The organism is Paractinoplanes toevensis (assembly GCF_018332695.1).
Classification (GTDB): domain Bacteria; phylum Actinomycetota; class Actinomycetes; order Mycobacteriales; family Micromonosporaceae; genus Actinoplanes; species Actinoplanes toevensis.
Map to the genome: position 1 here is coordinate 74831 of NZ_BOQN01000076.1, position 21979 is coordinate 96809.

Consider the following 21979-nt stretch of genomic DNA (forward strand, 5'->3'; position numbering starts at 1 on the left):
CACTGGGTGCATGTCTCGGATCCTGTCTCGTCGCGACCTCGACTTCCTGCTCTACGAATGGCTCGACGTCGAGGCACTGACCTCGCGGGAACGTTTCGCCGACCATTCGCGAGAGACGTTCGACGCGTTTCTCGACCTGTCGGCCCGGATCGCCGAGCGCGACTTCGCCCCGCACAACCGGCGCGCCGACCTGACGGAGCCGACCTTCGACGGCGAGCGGGTGACGATCATCCCCGAGGTCGCGGCGGCGCTGAAGGCGTTCAACGACAGCGGTCTGCTCTCCGCCGGCCTGGACGCCGAGGTCGGCGGCATGCAGTTGCCGCACGTGGTGGCCCGCGCCTGCTTCATGTGGTTCCAGGCGGCGAACATCGCCACCTCGTCGTACCCCATGCTGTCCATCGGCAACGCGAGCCTGCTGCTCGCGCACGGCACACAAGAGCAGATCGAGACGTACGCGCTACCGATCCTCGAAGGCCGCTTCACCGGCACGATGTGCCTGTCCGAGCCGCAGGCCGGCTCCTCGCTGAGCGACGTGACCACGAAGGCGGTCGCCCAGGCCGACGGCAGCTACCGCCTCACCGGCAGCAAGATGTGGATCTCCGGCGGCGACCACGAACTGAGCGAGACGATCGTGCACCTGGTGCTGGCCCGGGTGGCCGGCGCCCCGCCCGGCGTGAAGAGCCTGTCGCTGTTCATCGTGCCGAAGCACCACGTCGCCGCGGACGGCACGGTCGGCGAGCGCAACGGGGTCGCCCTGGCCGGCCTCAACCACAAGATGGGCTATCGCGGCACCACCAACGCGGTGCTCTCCTTCGACGACGCCGCGGGCTACCTGGTCGGCCAGGAGGGCCACGGCCTCGCCTACATGTTCCACATGATGAACGAGGCCCGGATCGGGGTGGGCTCGGGCGCCGTGGCCCTCGGCTACACCGGTTACCTGCACGCCCTCGACTACGCCCGGGAACGCCTGCAGGGCCGGCCGGTCGCGGCCAAGGACCCGGCCGCGCCACCCGTGCCGATCATCGAGCATCCCGACGTGCGACGCATGCTGCTCGCCTCCAAGACGTACGTCGAAGGAGGTCTGGCCCTTGTCCTTCATGCGGCGAAGCTCCTGGACGAGCCGTCGGCCGAGAACGACCTGCTCCTCGACGTGCTCACGCCGATCGTGAAAGCGTGGCCGTCGCAGTGGTGCCGCCTGGCCAACGACCATGCCATTCAAATTCATGGAGGGTACGGCTACACCCGCGAATATCCGGTCGAACAGTTCTACCGGGACAACCGGCTCAACTCGATCCACGAGGGCACCGACGGCATCCAGGGCCTCGACCTGCTGGGCCGCAAGGTCATCATGCGCGACGGCGCGGGCCTGACCCTGCTGCTCGACCGCATCCGCGCGACGGCCGCCGCCGCCCCACCCGAGCTGGGCAAACCGGTGATGGACGCGGCCGACCGAATAGCCGCCACCACCGTCAAGGTGTGGGCCGGCGGCGACCCGACGGTGGCCCTGGCCAACTCGACCGCCTACCTGGACGCCGCCGGCCACCTGGTGATCGCCTGGATGTGGCTGTCCCAGCACGCCGCCACCGAGGGCAAAGAAGGAGACTTCTACGAGGGTAAACGGCTGGCCGCCCGCTACTTCGTCACCCACGAGCTGCCCCGAATCGGCCCGCTGCTAGACCTGCTCGACTCACGCGACACCCTGCTGGCCGACCTCGACCCCGGGGTTCTCTGACGATGAGCAGCGCCACCACCGTCCAGGCGGGCGACTTCGAGGTACGCATCTCCAACCCCGACCGGATCTACTTCCCCGACCTGGGTCTGACCAAGCTGGACCTGGTCAACTACTACCTGTCGGTCAGCGACGGGATAGTCCGCGCGCTACGCGAGCGACCGTGCATGCTGCACCGCTTCCCGTCCGGCCTGGCCGGCGACAAGGTGCACCAGAAACGAGTGCCGAACGGCGCGCCACCCTGGCTGGAAACGGTCCGGGTGAAGTTCCCGCGCTACAACCGCCACGCCGACGAACTGTGCGTGACCAAACCGGCCGACGTGATCTGGGCAGTACAGATGTCGACGGTCGAGTTCCACCCCTGGAACTCCCGCCGAGCCGACACCGAGAAGCCCGACGAGTGGCGCATCGACCTGGACCCGATGCCGGACTGTACCTACGACCGGGTGCGCCGGGTAGCCGAGGTAGCCCACGAGGTGCTCGACGACCTGGGCATAACCGGTTACCCGAAGACGTCCGGCGGCCGAGGCCTGCACATCTACGTCCGGATCACACCCCAGTGGGGGTTCGGCGAGGTGCGCCGGGCAGCGCTGGCGTTCGCCCGCGAGGTGGAACGCCGAGCCCCCCAAGACGTAACCACGACGTGGTGGCGCAAGGACCGAGACCCGGCCAAGCTGTTCGTCGACTACAACCAGAACGCCCGAGACCACACGATAGCCAGCGCATATTCGGTGCGCGGAGTCCCGGCCGCAACGGTCTCCACCCCCATCGACTGGCAAGAGATCCCCGAAGCCGACCCGAGAGACTTCACGATAAAAACGGTCCCCGACCGCTTCGCCCGCCTGGGAGACCTACACGCCAAAATCGACGAAAAGCCATTCTCCCTGGCCAAGCTGCTGGAGTGGGCCGACCGAGACGGCGTAGAACTCCCCGAGGACGACCACCCCGAATAACAGCGGCCCCGAGCCGGGTGCGCATCCCAGATAACGGGCGCGAATTCCCAGAAGCGGCAGCGCTCCCACAACGCGGACACCGGTCCCACTGCGCGGACGCGCAGCGATAGATAAAACAGAAATATCCGATATGAGCCCACGCAGAGGCCCAAGGATGTGGAGTTCACGCGCGCTCCGCGCACAAACTCCTCAAGATCGGCCAAAGCCAGCGCGGCTGCGCGCGACTCGGCACCGCGGCGTGTCCTGCGACTCGGCGCCCGCCGACCGCAGCGCCCGGCCGAGCCGGGGGCGCTGACCTGCGCGGTCTCGCGCGCTCCTGGTTCTGGCTTGGGGATCTCCTCGCGGCGGCACGCCCGCCTATATCGCGCCGGTGGTTGGTGTGCAAGCGGTTTTTGCTTGCGCACCGGCCGCCGGTGTGATCGCTTCAAGTGCCGTCGCGAGGAGATCCCCAAGCCCCGCAGTAAGCCCAGCCACAAACCCAGCCGAAGGCCACCCGCCAGGCACCGATCTCCGAGCGCCCGGCCGGGGTGCGGGGCAGCGCCCCGCGGTCTTAGGACCGCTGATCAGAGGAGCGGTCTTTCAGAGGAGCGGTCTCAGGGCCGCCGATCAAGGGGCCGCCGATCAGGGAACGGGTCGAGGGAGACGACCTAAGGCCGAAACGCCACCGAAGGATCAAGCAGCCGCACCCAACCAGGCCTCCACTGAGGACCCCGACCATCCATCTCTTCCTGCAAATTGGTGCGCCAGGGCCCGGAAACCCCATCATCCGGCCACCAGGGCGGCCAGGAGTCGTAATACCGAGAGATCTCGAAATCCTCCGCGGTAGTCGAGACCCGAAGGAACAACCACCGCCCATAACGAGGATCAGCCTCGGCTCGCCGCAACGACCGCACCAACTCGGTCAGTTCCCGATAGGCCTGCCAGCGCCCTTCCCCTTCCCGGTCAGCCGGCGGATGCGACCCAGGCTGCGCACTGAGGCTGGTCGCGTCGGCATAGACGAGGACCGTGCACCGCCCGTCCCCGCCCGAAGCCCGCCCCCGCATCCAGTCGGCCAGGGCCGCGAGTTCCCCGGTTTCAGGCGGCGAGGGCCGATCGAGCTCGACCGCGTCCTGCATAGCCGCCCACACCAGCCGATCGTGTTCGCCTTCGCTGAGCCGCCGCACCCGCCGCATGGGAGGCCGCGACCCGGGCGGGATCCGCGGCGGCCGAGTCCCGGCGGTGATCCCGCCCTGCCCGGCCGCGAGCAATGCCGCCTGGAGATCAAGCGACGGAACCCGCCCGAGGAGCCGCGAGAAGGCCTCACCGGCGACCTGGCCGCGCACCGCCGAGGCCAACAGCCGCTCGGCCGCCTCCCGCACCTCGTCGCGCGAGGCTGCGGTGCGCAACTCGTGGCCGCCCCACTCGGTGATCACCTCGCCGAGTTCGCGGAGGGTGTTCTCGCTGCTGAGGACCGCGCCGACGGTTTGCACCAGGCCATCGCCGACGTCGTCCCGGTATCGGGTGCGGGACCAGCGGCCCTCGGTGTGCCAGACGACGAAGCCGAGCCGGTTGTCGTCGGCCAGGGCGACCAGGTCGTCCCACGGTAGCCATTCGGGGGCGCCGGTGAGCAGGTCGATCGGCGGGTCGGTGGCGGCGGTCGCACTGTGATCGCGGTCATAGCCGAAGAGGACGGCCCGGGCGCCGTCGAGCAGTGCCAGCCGGGCCCAGCTGCCGCCGTGGTCGTCGTGGTGGGCGCCACGTTCGTCGACGAACCAGACGTCCGCGAACCCGATGCCGGTGAGGGAGGCGGCGATTGTCGCCCATCTGGTCCAGAGCAATCCGGGCGCGGGAAGGTCCACGTCGGTGAGCATCCGTCCACTGTGCCAAATGGACAGACATCTTTGCGACCCGCCCGGAAAAGAGCCGGCCGGAAAGAGCCGGCCAAGAAAGGAGAAGGTTGCAGGTCGGTGGTAGCGGGCCGATCTCGGTAAGGCGGTCCGGGGGCCGGGCGATGGGACACGTGGCCTTTGACCCCGACCCGGAAACGGATCATGCTTACCCACGCTCTCGGCTGCCTCGGTGCCGCGCTGTCCATGTCCCTGTCCTGGCCCCAGGTCTACAAGTCCTGCGTGCAGCGCCGCACCGGTGGCCTCTCGGCCACGGCGAGCGCCCTCGGGGTGGCGATGCCGCTCGGCTGGATCACCTACGGACTGCTCAGCGGTGAACGCATCCAGATCGTCACCAACACGGTCACCGGCACGGCCGGGCTGCTGATCATGGTGGCACTGCTGGCCACGCAGCCGTCGCTGCGCTCGACGCGGGCCCTGCGGGTGAGCGCCGGCGCCGCCGGCGCGGTTCTGGCGGCGATTCTGCTGAGCGGTCTGGCGGCGGCTCTTCCGGGTGTACGGGGTACCGAGGTGGCCCCGGTGCTCGGGCTGGTGCTGGCCGGCGTGTCGGTGCTGTCGGCGATCCCGCAGCCGCTCGCCCTGTTGCGGGACCGGCACCTGGACCTGTCCGGCCTGTCGCCGTTGCGCTGGCGGATGGGGGCCGGGGCGTGCGCGTCCTGGTTCGCCTACGGGCTGGGCACCGGTCAGCCGGCGGTTTACGCGTCGGCCTCGGTGGGCCTGGTCAGTGCCCTGATCGTCTGCACGATCCTGTACCTGCGCGCCGAGCCCTCGACGGCAACCGAGATCAGCGGTGGCGCCCGCTGGCGGGACTCGATCCACACCCGCACGCTGGCGATGGCCGGCGTCTGACCGACCGGAAAGGGGCGGCCCCGGTGGCCGCCCCTTTCGGTTAGGTGGTGCGAGATCCGTCGTTGGTTGGTTTCCAGTCCGCGCTGTCGCGCGTGTCGGCCGTCCGGCCGGCGATCGAGAAGAGGGTGATGACCAGGAAGAAGAGTGCGATTCCGATTGCCATGACATAGAGCTTTCTCTTGCCTTGCCATGGTCGACAGTGGCAGGGATGCCACACATCTTCAAAATCCTGCCAATCGGCCGTATGCTGCGTCACATGCTCCGGAACGTGGCCGTTCTGGCCCTCCCCGACGTCGCGGTCTTCGAGCTCGGCGTGCTCTGCGAGCTGTTCGGTTACGACCGCACGGCCGAGGGCCTGCCCGGCTACGACTTCGCGGTCTGCTCGGTCGACGGCGGCCCGGTCACCACCCATGCCGGCTTCGACGTCGCGGTGCGGCACGACCTGTCCCGCCTGGAGGAGGCCGACCTGGTCGCGATCGGGCCGTACGGTTACCGCGAGCACGAGGTCCCGCCCGAGGTGCTGGCCGCGTTGCGCCGGGCGCACGAGCGCGGCGCCTGGGTGATGAGTGTCTGCACGGGCGCGTTCGCGCTCGGCGCGGCCGGACTGCTCGACGGCCGCCGCTGCACCACCCACTGGCTGCACACCGCCCGGCTGGCCGAGCGGCACCCGGCCGCCCGGATCGACCCCGACGTGCTCTACGTGCAGGACGGCAAGGTGCTGACCAGTGCGGGCACGGCCGCGAGCGTCGACGCCGGCCTGCATCTGGTTCGGCAGGAGCACGGCACCACGGTGGCGACCATGCTGGCCCGGCGAATGGTGGTGCCGCCGCACCGGGAGGGCGGCCAGGCGCAGTACATCGAGACCCCGCTGCAGTCGATCCAGTGCGAGACCCTGCAACCGGTGCTCACCCTGGTGCTGAGCTCGCTCGATCATCCGCACACCGTCGAGACGATGGCCGACCTCGCGCACATGGCGCCGCGCACGTTCGCCCGCCGGTTCCGCAACGAGACCGGGGCCACCCCGCACGACTGGCTCACCAACCAGCGCCTGCTGCTGGCCCGCCGCCTGCTGGAGGATTCCGACCTCGGGGTCGACGCGATCGCCGTCCGGGCCGGTTTCGGCAGTGCCGCCACCCTTCGTCACCACTTCGCCCAGCGGCTGAGCACGACCCCGCAGGCCTACCGGGGGACGTTCCGGTCACAGCCGGTGTGAGCCGCCCCGGCAGCGGGAAAGCAGCCGGTCATGACGGTTTTCGTGCTGTTCGGCGCCACCGGTGACCTGGCCCGGCGGATGGTTCTCCCGGCGTTCTACACCCTGGCCATCGAGGGCCTGCTCCCGGAGAAGTGGATCCTGGTGGGCAACGGCCGCGGTGACGTCTCGCACGAGGACTTCCGGGGCCGGGTGCGCGAGGCGCTCGAGGAGTTCGGGCCGGCGCCGGGCAAGGGGCCGTGGCGCGAGTTCGCCAAGCGGCTGCGCTTCGCCGGCGGCGGCTTCAACACCGACTCGTCCGGCAGCCTGCTCGACGTGATCGAGGAGGCGCGGCGGGAGGTCGGCCCGAAGGCGCAGCTCGTGCACTACCTGGCGGTGCCGCCGGTGGCCTTCCCGGAGATCACCAAGGCGCTCGGCGCGCACGGGCTGGCCGAGGGCGCCCGGGTCGTCTACGAGAAGCCGTTCGGCACCTCGCCGGACGCGTTCCGCAAGCTCAACCGGCAGGTGCACAACGTGCTGGACGAGTCGCAGGTCTACCGGATCGATCACTTTCTCGGCAAGGAAGCGACCCAGCAGCTGCACGCCATGCGGTTCGCGAACACCACGTTCGCCGCGCTGTGGAACCGCGAGCACGTGGAGAGCGTGCAGATCGACGTGCCGGAGACGCTCGACGTGGCCAACCGCGCCGAGTTCTACGACGCCACCGGCGCGGTGCTGGACATGCTGGTCACCCACCTGTTCCAGGTGGCGGCCGAAGTGGCGATGGAGCCGCCGGCCGGGCTGTCCGCCACCGAGTTGCAGTCGGCCCGCGAGACGGTGATCCGCAAGTTCCGGCCGATCGACCCGGCCGAGGCCGTGCTGGGCCAGTTCGCCGGTTACCAGGACATCAAGGGAGTGGCGGCGAAGTCGCGCACCGATACGTTCGTGGCGGCCAAGCTGTGGATCGACTCGCCGCGGTGGAAGGGCGTCCCGTTCCTGCTGCGCACCGGCAAGCGACTGGCGGCCGGCGAGCAGCGGGTGAGCCTGGTCCTCCGTACGCCGGAAAAGCCGTTCCCGAAGCTCCCGCCGCAATCCAACGTCCTGTCGTTCTCGCTCGCCGGCACCGGCGAGGTCGACCTTTCCCTGCTGGCGAAGCAGCCCGGCATCGCCGCCGACCTGGAACCGGCCACGGTCGCGCTGCCGCTGAACGCCGTGAAGGACGCCGACCCGCTCCCGCCGTACTCCCGTCTGATCCACGACGTGCTGGTGGGGGACCGGGCGCTGTTCACCCGCCCGGATGGCCTGGCGGCCGCCTGGAAGGCGGTCCGGCCGTTGCTGGACACGCGGCCGCGGCCGATCTCCTATGCCCCGGGCTCGTGGGGTCCGGCCAAGGCCCGGCAGCTCGCGGCGCCGCACCGATGGTTGCTGGGGCAATAGTCAGTTGAAACTTGTCAGTCTGGACTGAAGAGTTCTACGATCGAGGCATGACCGAGATCCCGGCTTCGGCGATGTTGGCGGCCAGCGAGGTGCGCACGGTCTACAGCCGTCTGCGCCGCCGGCTGCGCGAGGTCGCCAACCTAGGTGACCTGACCCCCTCGCAGACGTCGGTGCTGAGCCGGCTCGCCAAGGACGGCCCGGCCACCGCCAGCGTGCTGGCCACGCTCGAGCGCATCCGCCCCCAGTCGATGGCCGCCACCCTGGCCGCCATCGCCGAGCGCGGGCTGATCGAGCGCACCCCCGACCCGACCGACGGGCGGCGGCAGCAGATCTCGCTGACCGCCGAGGGCCGCGCGATGGTCGAGGGCTCCCGGCGCGAGCGCGAGGAGTGGCTGGCCGGCGAGTTGGCCCGCGACTTCAGCGAGGCCGAGCGGCAGACGATCATCGAGGCGATGGCCCTGCTCGACCGGCTGGCCGGGCAATGACCGTTTTAGAAAACCCGGCCCGCACCTTCGACCGCCGGCTCATCGTCCCGCTCGTCCTCGGCGCAGTCCTCAACCCGATCAACTCGTCGACCCTCGCGGTGGCGCTCGTCCCGATCGGGCTCGCCTTCCACGCGCTGCCGTCCGAGACCGCCTGGCTGGTCTCCGGGCTCTACCTGGCCACCGCGACCGGCCAGCCGGTCGTCGGCAAACTCGTCGACCGGTACGGCGCCCGCAAGCTCTACCTGGCCGGTTCCGCGCTGGTCGGCATCGCCGGCATCGTCGGCGCGCTCGCGCCCTCGCTGGGTGTGCTGGTGCTGGCCCGGGTCCTGCTCGGCTTCGGCACCTGCGCCGGCTACCCCGCGGCGATGTATCTGATTCGTCGCTCCGGAGTGGAGAAACCCGGCGGCCTGCTCACCGCGCTGTCCGTCTCGGCGCAGACCATCGTGGTGGTCGGCCCGACCCTCGGCGGGCTGCTGATCGGCGCGGCCGGCTGGCGGGCGCTGTTCGCCGTCAACATTCCGCTCGCGCTGCTCTGCCTCGTGCTCGGCGCACTCCTGCTGCCCCGATCCGGGCCGGCCGAAGATCATGTGCGGCTCGACTACCTCGGCATCGGCTTCTTCGCCGGCACCCTGACCGCGCTGATGCTGTTCCTGATCAGCCCGTCGCTCGGGCACGTGTGGCTGGTGCCGCTGACCGTCCTGCTCGCGGCCGGTTTCGTGTGGCGCGAGCTGCACTACGCCGACCCGTTCCTCGACGTGCGGGTCTTCGGCGGCAACGCTCCGCTGCTCACCACGTATTTGCGCACCCTGCTCGCGCAGACCGTGGCGTACGCGTACCTCTATGGCTTCACCCAGTGGCTGGAGGCCGGTCGCGGCCTGTCGGCCGCGCACGCCGGCCTGATTCTCCTGCCGATGTCGCTGGTCGCCATCGGCGTCTCGACGATCACCGGCCGGCGGGCCGAGTTCCGGGGCAAGCTGCTGGTCGGTGCGGTCAGCCAGGTCGTCGCCTGTGCGCTGATGCTGGTCCTCGACTCGACCAGCGCACTGTGGATCCCGGTGCTCATCTCGGTGATCTGCGGTCTTCCCCAGGGGCTGAACAGCCTGGCCAACCAGAACGCCGTCTACTTCCAGGCCGACCCGGAACGGATGGGTGCCTCGGCCGGGCTGCTGCGCACGTTCGCCTACCTCGGCGCGATGGTCTCCTCGGCCGCCACCGGCGCCTTCTTCAAGCACGGCGCCAACACCGCCGGCCTGCACGAACTCGCCGTCTTTCTGATCGTCGTCGCGACCCTGCTGCTGGTCGTGGTCCTCGCCGACCGGTCCCTGGGCCGGCTCGGCACCCCGGTTCCCTCCGCCACGGAAAGGCCCTGACTCATGCCCGTCACCACCCTCGACCCCAAGACCGCGCTGGTCGTCATCGACCTCCAGGGCGGGATCATCGCCGCGCCCACGGTCCCTCTGGCCGCGGCCGAGGTGGTCGCCCGGACCGCTCTGCTCGCCGAGGCGTTCCGCTCGCACGGCCTGCCGGTCGTTCTGGTCCGGGTCACCCACCGGGCCGACGGCTCGGACGCGGTGACCGGCCGCATCGACGGCGGCTCGCGCCCGCCGCGGCCCCGCCCCGAGGGCTGGGACGAGCTCGCGTCGGAGATCACCGGCCCGGACGACATCGTGGTCACCAAGCGCAACTGGGGTGCGTTTTACGGCACCGACCTCGACCTGCAGCTACGCCGGCGCGGCATCACCCAGGTCGTGCTGACCGGCATCGCCACCAGCATCGGCGTCGAGTCGACGGCCCGGGCCGCGCACGAGCACAACTACCACGTCACCCTCGCCGTCGACGCGATGACCGATCTGGACGCCGACACCCACCGCAACAGCGTCGAGAAGATCTTTCCCCGGCTGGGCGAGACCGGCACCACCGACGAGATCATCGAGCTGCTGGCGAAGACCCGCGGGTGATCTCGTCGCGGGTGGCGGACACCCAGTCCAGCGCCCGCCCGAGATCCTCGGCGGCGGCGCGGCGGTCGGAATCCGGATCGGCCCGCGCCGTCGCCGCGCACGCCTCGATCCGCTGGGTGAGGTCGGCGTAGAGGGCCGGCTCCTCGATCGGATCCCGCTGTTGACCGCGCCGGAGCCGGCTGTTGAGCGAGATCGCCGCCTGGGCCACCAGCAGGCCCGCCACCAGCGCGAAGGCCAGCGTCAGCGGTGCCGCCGGATCAGTCGCGACCAGCAGGATCACCACGGTGGTGACCAGCCAGGTGGCGGTGCTGACCAGCGGCCACACCCAGTCGTCGGCCTTGCGCATCGGGTTGTACCGGCGGATCGCCGCCCGCAGCTCGTGGTGCACCTGGCTCATCCGGGCGAAGCTCACCCGGTCGGGCCGCTCGGCGATCCAGTCCCGGCACTGAGCATCGAGAACGACCGCCCGGACCCGCCGGTCGATCCGCTCCAGCCGGCCCTCCACGTCACCGGCGAAGATGTCCTCGTCGCTCATGCCAGCTCCGGGCTGCCAAGAGCAAATCCCGCGCTGAGCTTGCCGATTCGCTCGCTACGCTCGCTCATGCCGCCCGCCTGACCTGTTGCTCGGCCGCGTGGATCTCCAGGAAGTCGATGGCCTGGCAGAGCAGCACGTCGGTGTCGGTGATCCGGCTGATCGCCCGGTCGGTGCGGGCCAGCCGGGCGAGATGCGCCGCGTCCCAGTGCCGCGTCCCCACGTGCCGCAGAGCCGCCGACACGAGCCGGACCCGAGCCCGCACCAGCACCTCGGTGACCTCGTCGAGGTCACCCTTGCCGGTGTCGCCGGCCCGCGGCGGCGCGCCCATCCGCCGCCGGTCGACCAGCCGGGAGAGCCGCCCGGTCACCCACAGCAGCCCCGGCATGGCCAGGCCGAGCGCCAGCACGGTAATCACGATCACCCACACCGGGCCGGCCCCGATCGCCCCGGACGCCCAGGCCACCGCCCAGAGCAGCGGAAACGCCAGCGCCGCGCTGATCAGCGTGCGACTCCAGCTGGACAGCCCACCGGCCGCGGCCACCAGCATGCCGTCCATCCCGCGCAGCCGGGCCAGCGCCGACATCACCCAGTACTGCTCGCCGCCGACCGAGATCTCCTCGAGCCGGGCCAGCCCGTCCGCCACCAGACCTCGAACATCGTTGAGGTCGCGATAGAGCTGACGGCGCGGCATGGTCCGAGCGTGCCACTGCTGCGCAACAGCGTGGTTACCGTGCGTCCACCTTATGGGTGACCCAATCGACCGCCCGGTCCACCGTGGTCGCGACCTCACCACCCGGCGCCGGCGGCCGATCGACCAGCACGACGGGTATCCCGCGCTCGCGCGCGGCGAGGAGTTTGGCGGCCGGACCGCCACTGTCCTTGCTCACCAGCACGTCGATGCGGTGCTGGTCGAGCAGCCGCCGTTCCCCGTCCAGGGTGAACGGCCCCCGATCCAGGATCACCTCGAGGTGCTCGGGCTTCGGTGCCGCCGGCGGCTCCACCGACCGGGCCAGGAACCAGCATTCGCGCACCGCGGCGAACGCGCCGATCCCCTGCCGCCCGGTGGTCAGAAAAACCCGGTGGCCGAGGCGGGGGAGAAGGGCGGCGGCTTCCCCAAGATTTTGTACGCGGTGCCAGACGTCCCCCGGCTCCGCGACCCAGCCCGGCCGCTGGAACCGCAGCAGCGGCACCCCGGCGAGTCCGGCCGCCTCCGCCGCGTTGGCGCTGATCCGCGCCGCGAACGGATGGGTCGCGTCGACCACCGCGTCGATCCGCCGTTCCCGGAGGAAGATTGCGAGCCCGTCGACTCCTCCGAACCCGCCGATCCGCACCTCACCGGCCGGTAGCAGCGGGGTGGTGGTCCGCCCGGCGAGTGAACTGATCACGGTGTGGTCGGTCAGCGCGCCGGCCAGAGCCCGGGCTTCGGAGGTTCCGCCGAGAACGAGGATGATCACGCTGATCATCCAGTTCCGACGAGGGCATCGGCCATTCCGGCACCTTACGGCAGACCCTTTCGCGTCAACCCATCAACTGGTCGAGGACGCTTCCGTCGAAGGCCCGGCGGCCATGATCTCTTGCGGTGACCTCGGGTGACTGTCCAGGCTCAACTCCCCGTACCGGCGGTCACGTTTCGTCCCTGGCTTTGCCGCCGAAATACGCACAGCGTGATCATGGGTAGTCCTAACCTGCCTGCCAGCTATGACAGAAGTGAGCCACATGTCGTACCGCCACGCGAAGCCGTCCAGATTTGTCGGGTTCTGGTCGGCCCACCGGCTATTTCGACCGCTGGCGCTCTTCGCCCTGGTCCTCGTCGGCATCGGCGGGCTGGGTATGACGGCCGCGTCGGCCGCCACCGACACGACCGCCCCAAGTGTCCCGGGCAGCCTGAAGTCGGCGTACTACGGCCAGGTCGGCGTCTCGATCAGCTGGGGCAAGGTGTCGGCGTCGGACACCGCGGGGTACCGCGTCTACCGGTCGGCCGCCAAGACCATCGTGCCGGCCACCGACCTGCTGGGCAGCACGACCACCGGCACGCTGACGTTCAACGACACCACCGCCGTCGCGGGCAAAACCTATTACTACGCGGTCGCCGCCATCGACACGACCGGCAACCTGTCCAAGCCGTCCAGCGTGATCACGGTGAAGGCCGTCGACACCGACGAGCCGGACAAGCCGGACAACCTGAAGCTGTCGGCGTCCGCCACCGGCATCGCGGTTAGCTGGACCGCGATCGACGCCGTGCCGGACTTCGCCGGCTACGTGGTGGCCCGCTCGTCCTCGTCGAGCGGCACCTTCAGCCAGCTCACCGCGAGCCCGTACACCGCGACCTCGTTCCTCGACGCGACCGCTCCGGCCGGCAGCAAGTCGTACTACCGGGTCACCGCGCTCGACCTGACCGGCAACGCCTCGTCGGCGGCGACCGCCTCGGAGACCCGGCCGGCGGGCACCGCGACCGCACCGCCCACCCCGGCCGGCTTCAAGGCGAAGGCGGCGGACGACGGTGGCGCCACGCTCACCTGGACCGCCAACTCCGGGACCGGGACCTCGGGTTACGTCGTCGCCCGGGCCACCGCGGCGGCCGGCCCGTTCGCGGTGCTGACCGCGACCCCGGTCACCGGCACCAGCTACACCGACGTCACCGCCCCGGCCGGGGCGACGGCGTATTACCAGCTCACCGCGGTCAACGCGGCCGGTTCCTCGGCGCCCGCCTCGGCATCGGTGGCGATTCCCAAGGACACCACGCCCCCGGCGAAGCCGTCCGGCCTGAAGCTCACCGCCGCCACCACCGGGATCACGCTGACCTGGTCGGCGAACAAGGAAGCCGATCTGCGCGGCTACCTGGTGTACCGGGCGTCCTCGTCCAGCGGCACCTACAGCCAGCTGACCGCGACCCCGCTGACCGCTACCACCTACCTCGACCCGACCGCGCCGGCCGGTGCGACCTCCTACTACCGGGTCACCTCGGTCGACATCGCCGGTAACGCCTCCTCGGCCGCGACCGGCTCGGCCGCCCGCCCGGCCGATGCCACCGCGCTGCCGCCCACCCCGGCGGGCTTCAAGGCGGTCGCCGGCAGCACCGGCGGCGTCGTGCTCAGCTGGACCGCGAACGCGACCGGGACCACCACCGGCTACGCCGTTTCCCGGGGCGCCGCCGCGAGTGGCCCGTTCACCGCGCTCACCACCACGCCGGTCACCGGCACCACGCTGACCGACGCGGCCGCGCCGACCGGTGCGACGTCGTACTACCAGCTCACCGCGGTCAACAGTGCCGGGGTCTCGCCGGCCGCCACCGCCTCCGTCACGATCGCCGCGGACACCAAGGCGCCGGCCGCGCCGTCGTCCGCGAAGGCCACGGTCGCGGCCGTGGGCATGACGGTGACCTGGGCGGCGAACAAGGAGACCGACCTGGCCGGCTACACCGTGCAGAAGCGCAACAGCGACGAGGTCTACGTCGACTACCTGCCGGCGGCCGGTGCCAAGCTCACCGCCACGACGTTCACCGACCCCACGATCACCGAGGGGACGCACGCGTACTTCCGGATCCGCGCGGTCGACACCAGCGGGAACATCTCCTCCTACAGCGCTGTCACCGCGGCGAACCCGATGGTCAAGCCGGCCACGCCGACCGGCCTGAAGGCCGCTCCGAACACCACCCACGGCATCACGCTGACCTGGACGGCGAACCGGGAGACCGACCTCGCCGGCTACAACATCAGCCGCTCGTCGACCAGTGGCGGCACCTACGTCCTGCTGGGCACGCTCACCGCGGCCAAGGCCGGTACGGCGCCCACCTTCGTCGACACCAGTGCGCCCAAGGGCGTCGCGCAGTACTACAAGGTGACCGCGCTCGACCTGGTCGGCAACGCCTCCTCGGTGTCCAGCGCCGCGTCGGCCACCTCGACCACCGACCCGGTCGCGCTGCCGATCGATTACGTGCAGGTCTACGTCTCCCCGGACGGCGCCAACGGCGCGTTCAAGACGGTCACCGCGGCGCTGGCGTCGATCCCGGCGACGAACCTGCAGCCGACGATGATCAACATCGCGGCCGGCACCTACCACGAGACGTTCGAGATCACTTCGCCGAACGTGGTGCTGGTCGGCGCCACCGGTGACCCGGCCGACGTCGTCCTCGCCGACGACAAGGCGTCCGGCACGCCGGATCCGGCCGGCGGCACCTACGGCACCGCCGACAGCGCGACCATCTTCGTGTCCGCGAAGAACGTGACGCTGCGCAACCTGACGGTGGCCAACACCTTCGACGAGAAGGCCCACCCGGAGATCACCAGCCAGCAGGCCGTCGCGCTGCGGGTGGAGGGCGACCGGTTCACCGCCGACCACGTGCGGCTGCTCGGCAACCAGGACACGCTGCTCGCCGACACTCCCAAGCCGACGACCCGCTCCCGGCAGTACTACGTCAACAGCTACATCGAGGGCGACGTCGACTACATCTTCGGCGCGGCCGACGCGGTGTTCGACCGGGTGACGCTGCGTTCGCTGGACCGCGGCAAGTCCGACAACGGCGCCATCACCGCGGCCAGCACCGACAAGGGCAGCAAGTACGGTTTCCTGTTCGTCAACAGCAAGGTCGTCAGCAACGCGGCGGCCGGCACCGTGCACCTGGGCCGGCCGTGGCACCCGAGCGCCGACCCGGACGCGATCGGCTCGGTGGTGTGGGTCAACACCTGGCTGCCGGCCGCGATCGCGACCGACCAGCCCTGGGAGGACATGGCCACCGCCGACTCCACCGGCACGAAGGTCAACTTCAAGTGGCAGGACGCCCGCTTCGACGAGTACCAGAGCATCGGCCCGGGCGCCACGCTGAACGCCAACCGGCCGCAGCTGACCGCCTCGCAGGCTGCCAACGCCACGCCGGCCAAGTACCTGGCCGGCAGTGACGGCTGGAGCCCGATGCTCCCGGCCGGCACCGCCGCACCGGCCTCGCCTACCGGCCTCACCGCCGCCGCCGACCTCCGGGTCGTGCACCTGACCTGGAACGACGACACCTCCGCCGACGTCATCGGCTGGAACGTCTACCGGGCCGACGCGGGCACCGGCGCGCTGGCCAAGGTGGCCGGCGTGGTCTCGCCGACGTTCAGCGACACCACCGTGACCAACGGCGCGAGCTACTCGTACGCGGTCACCGCGGTCTCCCGCAGCGGCGCCGAGTCGCCGGCCACGATCGGGGCCACCGTCAAGGTCGAGGCCGCCCCGCTGGTCACCGACATCACCGTCGATCCGGCCGCGACGCCCGACGGGACCACCACGTTCACCACTCTCACCGCCGCGCTGGCCGCCGCCCCGGCCGGCACCGCCACCGACCCGACCGTCATCTCGGTGGCCAAGGGCACGTACAACGAGTACCCGACGATCGCCAAGCCGTACGTCATCGTGGCCGGCGCCACCGGCACCGCCTCGGACGTCGTGATCAACGGCAACCGGGCGGCCGGGACCCCGATCCCGGGGGCCGCGCCGAACGACGACGGCACCCCCGCCACCTACGGCACGTCCGGCAGCGCCACCGTGGTGGTCACCGGCAACTCGGTGCAGATGCGCGACCTGACCATCCAGAACACCTACAAGGAGGGCACGTACGCCAACGGCCAGGCGGTGGCCCTGCGTACGGTCGGCGACAAGCTGGTCTTCGACAACGTCCGGCTGCTCGGCAACCAGGACACCCTCTACGCCAACTCGCCGGCCACCACCACCCAGTCCCGCGTCTACTTCCACGACGCGTACATCGAGGGTGACGTCGACTTCCTCTTCGGCCGGGCCACCGCGGTGTTCGACCACAGCACGCTCAAGGCCCTCGACCACTCGACGTCGCCGAACGGCGCGGTGACCGCGGCCAGCACCGACATCGGCCAGAAGTACGGCTTCCTGATCACCGACAGCCGGATCATCGGCAGCGCCCCGGACGGCTCGCAGAACCTCGGCCGGCCGTGGCAGCCGGGCAAGACCCAGGCCGACGGCACCAGCGTCAAGGACGACAACGCCCTCGGCCAGGTCGTGGTCCGCGACAGCTGGCTGAGCTCGGTGGTCAGCGGCACCGCGACCTGGACCAACATGACCAACAGCGGCGTCGTCACCGACTGGCACACCGCCCGGTTCGCCGAGTACGGCAACACCGGCCCGGGCAGTACCGCCACCGCGAGTGCTGACCGGCCGCAGCTGAGCGCGGCGCAGGCGGCCGACTACACCGCGACGGCCTATCTGGCCGGCACCGACGGCTGGAACCCGGTGGCCGACGCCGGCCCCGACGTGGCACCGGCCGCGGTCACCGGCCTGGTCGCCGGCGGTGTCGACAAGGCGGTCAACCTGACCTGGGACGACAGCGTCGAGAGCGACGTCACCGCGTACCGCGTCTACCGGGACGGCCAACTGGTGGCCACCGTCGCCAAGGCGGCGTACACCGACAAGGCCGTCACGAACGGGACCGCGTACGCGTACACCGTCGTCGCGGTGGACGCCGCCGGCAACGCCGCCCCGGCGTCGGCCTCGGCGTCCGCGACTCCCGGTGCCGCCCCGCTGGTCGCCGACCTGACCGTCGCCGCCGACGGCAGCGGCGACTACACCACCCTGCAGGCCGCGGTGACCGCCGCACCGGCCGGCACCGCCGGGAAGCCCACCGTGATCCTGATCAAGCCGGGCACCTACCGGCAGGTGGTGACGATCGCCAAGCCCTACCTGGTGATCGCCGGCACCTCCGGCGATGCCCGGGACGTGGTGCTGACCTACGACAACGCGAACGGCACCGCGGCCGGGAGCACCACCTGCGCGACGGTCACGACCGCGACCTGCGGCACGTCCGGCAGCTTCAGCGTCGCCATCACCGCCGGCAACGTGACGGTCCGCGACCTGACGATCTCCAACACGTTCGACTCGGCCAAGCACCCGGAGATCGGCGCCAACAACACCCAGGCGGTGGCTCTGAAGGCGACCGGCGACCGGCAGGTCTACCGCAACGTCCGCCTGCTCGGCGTGCAGGACACCCTGCTCGCCGACTCGGCCGGCAACATCTCGGCCACCGGCAACGGCTACGCCCGGCAGTACTACTACGACAGCTTCATCGAGGGCAACGTCGACTTCGTCTTCGGCCGGGCGACCGCGGTCTTCGACCGGGTCACCATCCACGCCACCAGCCACAACGGCGGGACGATCTTCGCGCCGAGCACGGCGTCGAAGAACCCGAACGGCTACCTGGTCACCAACAGCCGGATCGTCAGCGCCAACGACCCCGGCACGTTCGCCCTGGGCCGCCCGTGGCAGGGGTGGGCCGACGGCGCCCAGCCGGACAACTCCCGCGGCCAGCTCACCATCCGCGACACCACCATCAACGACGGCATCAACCCAGCCAGGCCGTGGATCGACTTCGCGCCGCTGACCTGGAGCGACGGGCGGTTCACCGAGTACCACAACACCGGTGCCGGAGCGACGGTCAACGCCAACCGGCCGCAGCTGTCCGACGCCGACGCCGCCACCCGTACGCCCGCGGTCTATCTGGCCGGCACGGACGGCTGGGACCCGGTCGCCGACGCCGCCGCAGACGTGGCTCCGGCCGTGCCGAGCGGCGTGGCCGCTCAGGGCGGGGCCGGGCAGGTCACGCTGAGTTGGGCCGAGAACGCCGAGTCCGACGTGGCCGGCTACCGCGTCTACCGGGCCGACCAGTTGGTGGCCACCGTTACGAAGGCGGGCTACACCGACAACGCTGTGACGAACGGGACCGCGTACACGTACACCGTCGTCGCGGTGGATGCCGCCGGGCACACCTCCGCCGCTTCGGCGACGGTGACCGCCACCCCGGCCCTGAAGGTGGACGCGACCGTGAAGGCGGACGGGACCGGCAGTTACCCGACCCTGCAGGCCGCCCTCGACGCGGCCACCGGCACGGCGAACTGGGTGGTCTCGGTCGCCCCCGGCACCTACGCCGGCCCGGTGACCATCGCCAAGGCCAACGTGACCCTGGTCGGCTCGACCGGGGAACCGGGCGATGTCGTGATCACCAACGGCACCTCGCCCGCGGCACTGTCCGTCACCGGTTCCTCGGTCACGGTCCGTGATCTGACGGTCCAGAACACCACCGCGTCCGGCGCCGCCCCCGCGGTCTCGATGACCGGGGACAAGGTGCTGCTTGAGCACGTCACGCTCAAGGGCACCAACCGGACGGTCTTCGCCGACACGTCCACCTACACCGCCGGTGCCCGCCAGATGATCGACAACTCGGTCATCGAGGGGACCAGCGACGTCGTCCTCGGCCGCGCCACCCTGGTCATCAACAAAACCACGATCAACGTCAAGGCCGGCGGCGGTACGGTGCTGACGCCCAGCACGGCCAGCACCTTCAAGGGCATGCTGCTGATCAACAGCACCGTGACCACGCCGGCCGGCGTGACCAACGTGCAGCTCGGCCGGCCGTACCGGGCGTGGGGTGACCAGTACACGCCGAACTCGGTGGGCCAGGCCGTGGTCCGGGAGACCGCCCTCGCCGGCGGCATCAACACCGCCCAGCCGTGGGGCACCGGCCCGGCCGGTGAACTGTGGACCCTCGGCCGGCTGGCCGAGTACGCCAACGCCGGCGACGGCGCCACCGTCAACGGCAATCGCCCGCAGCTCAGCCCGGCCGACTCGGTGACCGCGACGGTCACCGACTGGCTCGGCGCCGCCACCTGGTACCCGGCCGTCCCCGCCCCGGCGACGCCGGCCGACATCACCGCGCCGGCCACCCCGGCGTCGTTCGCCGCGACCGGTGGCGACGGCTCGGTCAGCCTCACCTGGGCGGCCGGCGGCGAGGCGGACCTGGCCGGTTACCGGCTCTACCGCGGTGCCGTGAGCCCGGCCAACCTGGTCGCCTCCGGACTGACCACCACGTCCTACCTCAACACCGGCCTGACCAACGGCACGACCTACACGTACGCCCTGGTCGCGGTGGACGCCGTCGGCAACACCTCGGTGCCGGCGACGGTCAAGGCCACCCCGGCCGACAGCGCGCCGCCCGCGGCGCCGACCGGGCTCAAGGCCGGCGTCGGCGACGGGAAGGTCACCCTGACCTGGGCCGGCAGCGGTGAGGCCGACCTGGCCGGTTACAACGTGTACCTGGCCGGCGGCACCGCGAAACTCAACACCGCACTGGTCACCGGCACCGCCTACACGGTGACCGGCCTGGACAACGGCACCACGTACCGCTACGTGGTGACCGCCGTGGACACCGCGGGCAACGAGTCGGCCGCCTCCGCACCGATCGAGGCCGTCCCGGCGCCCGGCGACAGCACCGCCCCGGCCGTGCCGGCCGGCCTGAAGACGATCCTCGGCAAGGGCTCGGTGACCGTCACCTGGTCCGCGGTGGGCGACAGCGATCTGGCCGGCTACGACGTCTACCGGTCCACCGGGGGCGCCGCGCCGAGCCGGCTCGCCGCCGCCGTGACCGGCACGTCCTATACGGACCCGACCGTGACCGCCGGCGTCGCGTACTCCTACACCGTGGTGGCCACGGACACCGCCGGCAACGCCTCCGCGGCGTCGGCGGCGGTGACCGTGACGCCGGTCAAGGTTGACGTCGTGGTGGCCGCCGACGGCTCCGGCGACGCGACCACGGTGGCGGCCGGCATCGCGCTGCTCGCCGACAACGCCGACTACACCACCCAGGGCTACCGGGTGGTGCTGATCAAGCCGGGCACCTACACCGGGGTGATCGCCAGCGGCAACCGGTACGGAGTGACCCTGCTCGGCGCGACGACCGACCCGGCGGACACCGTCGTGACGGCCGGCGGCACCGCGGCGGTGGCCACGGCGACCCTCTCCGGCAACCAGTGGACCCTGCGCAACCTGACCGTGGCCAACACCAACGGCGCCGCCACGGCCGGTGCGCAGGCGACGGCCCTGCAGGTCAAGAGCGGGGACAAGGACGTGTTCGACAACGTCCGGCTCCTCGGGGACAAGCAGACCCTGCTGCTCAGCACGGCGAACGTGACCACCTACAGCCGGCTGTACTTCCGCAACGCGTACGTCGAGGGTGGCGCGGACATGGTGCTCGGCCGCGCGGTGGCGGTCTTCGACCACAGCACCTTCCACGTCCTGGCCCGGTCCGGCGCCAGCCTGACCGACTCGTCGATCAGCAGCGCGTCGCCGTACGGCTTCCTGATCACCGACAGCACGATCGTCACCGACGGCGCCGCGAACTCGATCTACCTGGGCCGGCCCTACAGCACCACCGGGCAGGCGCAGGTCGTGGTCCGCAACTCGGTGCTGGGTTCGGCGATCAACACCGCCCAGCCGTGGAACAACTGGGACGCCACCACGACGTGGACCGCCGGCCGGTTCTTCGAATATCAGAACAGTGGACCGGGCGCGGCCGTGGTCAACGCCGCGACCCGCCCGATGCTCGCCGACACCGACGCGGCGACCTACACCACGCAGAAGTACCTGGCCGGCAGCGACAACTGGAACCCGGCCGGCTGATTCCTACGGCACGGTCGGGGCCTGGGGCGGGGTGTCCGCGCACACCTCGCCCCACCCGACCGCGTCCGTCCAGCCGGCGTGGTCGACGTAGCTGCGCTCCAGGCCGAGCTTCGACTTCTCGCCGTCCTTCGCCAGGATGCCGTCCCAGCCCCGGTTGGGCTGGTTGAAGATCTGCTGCACGATCATCGGTTCGCGGCCGCGCACGACGACGACCCCCTCGTGCGTCAGGACGTCGGCCACCCGGTCCTCGGGCGCGTCGACCCGCACCTCGATCAACAGGTGCCAGGGAGCGTCCACCGGATCCGCGAACCGGCACGTACGCAGCACGGACGTCCCGATTCCGGCGGCCTCGAGCGGATCCAGGTAGGTGGCGACCAGCGTCTCCTCCAGATCGCGCACATCAGCGTGCACACCGTTGCCGGAACTGCAGCCGGTCACCAGCGCGACGACCGCGAACCAAACCCGGACACGCAACATCCCCACCCCCGTAGGCGGACACCCTATCC

The 21979-nt window shown here is 70.8% G+C and carries 15 protein-coding genes; 9 read left to right on the forward strand and 6 right to left on the reverse strand.

Translation table 11 applies throughout. The features are described 5' to 3' along the window. The first annotated feature begins 10 nt into the window (after window positions 1–10). Together Ato02nite_RS29825 and ligD are read left to right on the forward strand one after the other, a co-directional pair. Window positions 11–1732: an acyl-CoA dehydrogenase gene (locus tag Ato02nite_RS29825; RefSeq protein ID WP_213009975.1), complete on the forward strand. Its 1722-nt coding sequence runs from the start codon at window positions 11–13 to the stop codon at window positions 1730–1732. A gap of 2 nt (window positions 1733–1734) precedes the next feature. Continuing rightward, the gene (gene ligD, locus Ato02nite_RS29830) at window positions 1735–2682 is read left to right on the forward strand and encodes a non-homologous end-joining DNA ligase (protein ID WP_213009976.1); all 948 of its coding nucleotides are present in this window, start codon (window positions 1735–1737) and stop codon (window positions 2680–2682) included. A 647-nt stretch (window positions 2683–3329) separates the two neighbouring features. Here the strand turns inward: ligD and Ato02nite_RS29835 are convergent. Beyond that, complete coding sequence (locus tag Ato02nite_RS29835; RefSeq protein ID WP_213009977.1) at window positions 3330–4532, reverse strand: hypothetical protein; 1203 nt, start codon at window positions 4530–4532, stop codon at window positions 3330–3332. 180 nt (window positions 4533–4712) lie between these two features. On the opposite strand from Ato02nite_RS29835, the gene Ato02nite_RS29840 reads away from it, so the two are divergent. Then, window positions 4713–5417, forward strand: a complete 705-nt coding sequence (locus Ato02nite_RS29840; protein WP_213009978.1) for a SemiSWEET transporter — start codon at window positions 4713–4715, stop codon at window positions 5415–5417. A 40-nt stretch (window positions 5418–5457) separates the two neighbouring features. Here Ato02nite_RS29840 and Ato02nite_RS52615 read toward each other — a convergent pair whose 3' ends face one another. Next, window positions 5458–5580, reverse strand: a complete 123-nt coding sequence (locus Ato02nite_RS52615; protein WP_281419825.1) for a hypothetical protein — start codon at window positions 5578–5580, stop codon at window positions 5458–5460. Window positions 5581–5673: 93 nt separating this feature from the next. Here Ato02nite_RS52615 and Ato02nite_RS29845 point away from each other — a divergent pair, with 93 nt between their 5' ends. Genes Ato02nite_RS29845 through Ato02nite_RS29865 form a run of 5 tightly spaced genes read left to right on the forward strand, consistent with a single transcriptional unit; the run spans window position 5674 to window position 10486 of the window. Continuing rightward, window positions 5674–6630: a GlxA family transcriptional regulator gene (locus tag Ato02nite_RS29845; RefSeq protein ID WP_213009979.1), complete on the forward strand. Its 957-nt coding sequence runs from the start codon at window positions 5674–5676 to the stop codon at window positions 6628–6630. Window positions 6631–6660: 30 nt separating this feature from the next. Continuing rightward, entirely contained in the window at window positions 6661–8043 is a 1383-nt protein-coding gene (locus Ato02nite_RS29850; RefSeq protein WP_213009980.1) for a glucose-6-phosphate dehydrogenase, read from the forward strand. A 47-nt stretch (window positions 8044–8090) separates the two neighbouring features. Then, entirely contained in the window at window positions 8091–8528 is a 438-nt protein-coding gene (locus Ato02nite_RS29855; RefSeq protein WP_213009981.1) for a MarR family winged helix-turn-helix transcriptional regulator, read from the forward strand. Next, a complete protein-coding gene (locus Ato02nite_RS29860; RefSeq protein ID WP_213009982.1) occupies window positions 8525–9898 on the forward strand; it encodes an MFS transporter in 1374 nt (457 codons plus the stop codon). Before Ato02nite_RS29855 ends, Ato02nite_RS29860 begins: the two co-directional genes overlap by 4 nt. Window positions 9899–9901: 3 nt before the next feature. Next, window positions 9902–10486, forward strand: coding sequence for a hydrolase (locus Ato02nite_RS29865; protein WP_213009983.1), 585 nt, complete (start codon window positions 9902–9904; stop codon window positions 10484–10486). Here the strand turns inward: Ato02nite_RS29865 and Ato02nite_RS29870 are convergent. The 3 genes from Ato02nite_RS29870 to Ato02nite_RS29880 all read right to left on the reverse strand — a co-directional run bounded on the left by Ato02nite_RS29870 (window position 10455) and on the right by Ato02nite_RS29880 (window position 12484). Continuing rightward, window positions 10455–11021 (reverse strand): hypothetical protein, encoded by a 567-nt coding sequence (locus tag Ato02nite_RS29870; RefSeq protein ID WP_213009984.1) that lies wholly within the window; start codon window positions 11019–11021, stop codon window positions 10455–10457. The genes Ato02nite_RS29865 and Ato02nite_RS29870 overlap by 32 nt on opposite strands. A gap of 64 nt (window positions 11022–11085) precedes the next feature. Then, window positions 11086–11712, reverse strand: a complete 627-nt coding sequence (locus Ato02nite_RS29875) for a hypothetical protein (RefSeq protein ID WP_213009985.1) — start codon at window positions 11710–11712, stop codon at window positions 11086–11088. Window positions 11713–11746: 34 nt separating this feature from the next. Beyond that, window positions 11747–12484, reverse strand: a complete 738-nt coding sequence (locus Ato02nite_RS29880; RefSeq protein WP_213009986.1) for a cobalt-precorrin-6A reductase — start codon at window positions 12482–12484, stop codon at window positions 11747–11749. Between the two features lie 253 nt (window positions 12485–12737). Between Ato02nite_RS29880 and Ato02nite_RS29885 the strand changes: the two genes are divergently transcribed. Next, window positions 12738–21473: a pectinesterase family protein gene (locus tag Ato02nite_RS29885; protein WP_213009987.1), complete on the forward strand. Its 8736-nt coding sequence runs from the start codon at window positions 12738–12740 to the stop codon at window positions 21471–21473. 3 nt (window positions 21474–21476) lie between these two features. Here Ato02nite_RS29885 and Ato02nite_RS29890 read toward each other — a convergent pair whose 3' ends face one another. Then, window positions 21477–21950, reverse strand: a complete 474-nt coding sequence (locus tag Ato02nite_RS29890; protein WP_213009988.1) for a hypothetical protein — start codon at window positions 21948–21950, stop codon at window positions 21477–21479. Window positions 21951–21979: the final 29 nt, after the last annotated feature.

What these genes read in the sequence shown, in the direction of transcription:
- Ato02nite_RS29825 (WP_213009975.1), top strand. Translation starts at nt 11, where the DNA reads ATGTCTCGGATCCTGTCTCGTCGCGACCTCGACTTCCTGCTCTACGAA.
- ligD (WP_213009976.1), top strand. Translation starts at nt 1,735, where the DNA reads ATGAGCAGCGCCACCACCGTCCAGGCGGGCGACTTCGAGGTACGCATC.
- Ato02nite_RS29835 (WP_213009977.1), bottom strand. Translation starts at nt 4,532, where the DNA reads ATGCTCACCGACGTGGACCTTCCCGCGCCCGGATTGCTCTGGACCAGA.
- Ato02nite_RS29840 (WP_213009978.1), top strand. Translation starts at nt 4,713, where the DNA reads ATGCTTACCCACGCTCTCGGCTGCCTCGGTGCCGCGCTGTCCATGTCC.
- Ato02nite_RS52615 (WP_281419825.1), bottom strand. Translation starts at nt 5,580, where the DNA reads ATGGCAATCGGAATCGCACTCTTCTTCCTGGTCATCACCCTCTTCTCG.
- Ato02nite_RS29845 (WP_213009979.1), top strand. Translation starts at nt 5,674, where the DNA reads ATGCTCCGGAACGTGGCCGTTCTGGCCCTCCCCGACGTCGCGGTCTTC.
- Ato02nite_RS29850 (WP_213009980.1), top strand. Translation starts at nt 6,661, where the DNA reads ATGACGGTTTTCGTGCTGTTCGGCGCCACCGGTGACCTGGCCCGGCGG.
- Ato02nite_RS29855 (WP_213009981.1), top strand. Translation starts at nt 8,091, where the DNA reads ATGACCGAGATCCCGGCTTCGGCGATGTTGGCGGCCAGCGAGGTGCGC.
- Ato02nite_RS29860 (WP_213009982.1), top strand. Translation starts at nt 8,525, where the DNA reads ATGACCGTTTTAGAAAACCCGGCCCGCACCTTCGACCGCCGGCTCATC.
- Ato02nite_RS29865 (WP_213009983.1), top strand. Translation starts at nt 9,902, where the DNA reads ATGCCCGTCACCACCCTCGACCCCAAGACCGCGCTGGTCGTCATCGAC.
- Ato02nite_RS29870 (WP_213009984.1), bottom strand. Translation starts at nt 11,021, where the DNA reads ATGAGCGACGAGGACATCTTCGCCGGTGACGTGGAGGGCCGGCTGGAG.
- Ato02nite_RS29875 (WP_213009985.1), bottom strand. Translation starts at nt 11,712, where the DNA reads ATGCCGCGCCGTCAGCTCTATCGCGACCTCAACGATGTTCGAGGTCTG.
- Ato02nite_RS29880 (WP_213009986.1), bottom strand. Translation starts at nt 12,484, where the DNA reads ATGATCAGCGTGATCATCCTCGTTCTCGGCGGAACCTCCGAAGCCCGG.
- Ato02nite_RS29885 (WP_213009987.1), top strand. Translation starts at nt 12,738, where the DNA reads ATGTCGTACCGCCACGCGAAGCCGTCCAGATTTGTCGGGTTCTGGTCG.
- Ato02nite_RS29890 (WP_213009988.1), bottom strand. Translation starts at nt 21,950, where the DNA reads ATGTTGCGTGTCCGGGTTTGGTTCGCGGTCGTCGCGCTGGTGACCGGC.